General features: G+C 50.1%; 1 protein-coding gene. It reads left to right on the top strand.

Annotated features, from left to right (window positions below; all coding sequences use genetic code 11):
- Positions 1-703: lyase family protein (locus R7O13_RS25790; RefSeq protein ID WP_318305063.1), on the top strand; the 703-nt coding region annotated here is incomplete at its 5' end.
- Positions 704-819 lie beyond the last annotated feature (116 nt).

Below are 819 nucleotides of genomic sequence, written 5' to 3'. Positions count from 1 at the left end.
CACAGGGATCAACGCCGATCCGCGTTTTGCCTCTCTGTTTGCAGACAACCTCACTCAGTCCACTCGAGTCACCTTTACTTCAAGCGACAATTTCTTCTTCAACCTCAGCAGCCAGGATGCGATCGTCGCACTGTCTGGACAGCTCAAAACAGCAGCAGTTGCGATCATGAAGATCGCAAACGATCTTCGCTGGATGAACTCTGGCCCATTGGCTGGCTTGGGTGAAATCGAACTGCAAGGCTTACAGCCGGGTTCATCAATCATGCCGGGCAAAGTAAACCCGGTTATTCCTGAAGCCGCAGCCATGGCGTCAGCGCAAGTGATTGGCAACGACGCAACCATCACCATCGCGGGTCAGTCTGGCAACTTCCAGTTGAATGTTATGCTACCTGTGATTGCACATAATATTTTGGAGAGCATTGAGCTCGTTGCGAACAGTGCGACCGCCCTTGCCGATAAGGCGATTGCGACCTTTGACGTTCGACAAGATAACCTCGATATTGCTTTGGCCAAGAATCCGATTTTAGTCACCGCACTAAACCCGGTAATCGGGTATTTGAAAGCGGCAGAAGTCGCGAAAAAAGCCTACAAACAAGGACGAGCCATCATTGATGTGGCCGAAGAGGAAACAGATTTAGACCGCGAAACGCTTGAAAGGCTGCTTAATCCAGCCAAATTGACTCAAGGTGGCGTGGCAGAGTAAAGCACTTACTTTGAAGATCCGCAGAATACAAAGAGACCTCTCATTGGAGGTCTCTTATTATCTGGCTCATGCGTTCAACTTACCTAAGCTACGCGACTCGATTGAGCACCGAGCGT

The sequence above is a fragment of the Vibrio sp. Y176 genome (assembly GCF_033438945.1).
This window is presented reverse-complemented; position numbering and strand designations above follow the sequence as displayed.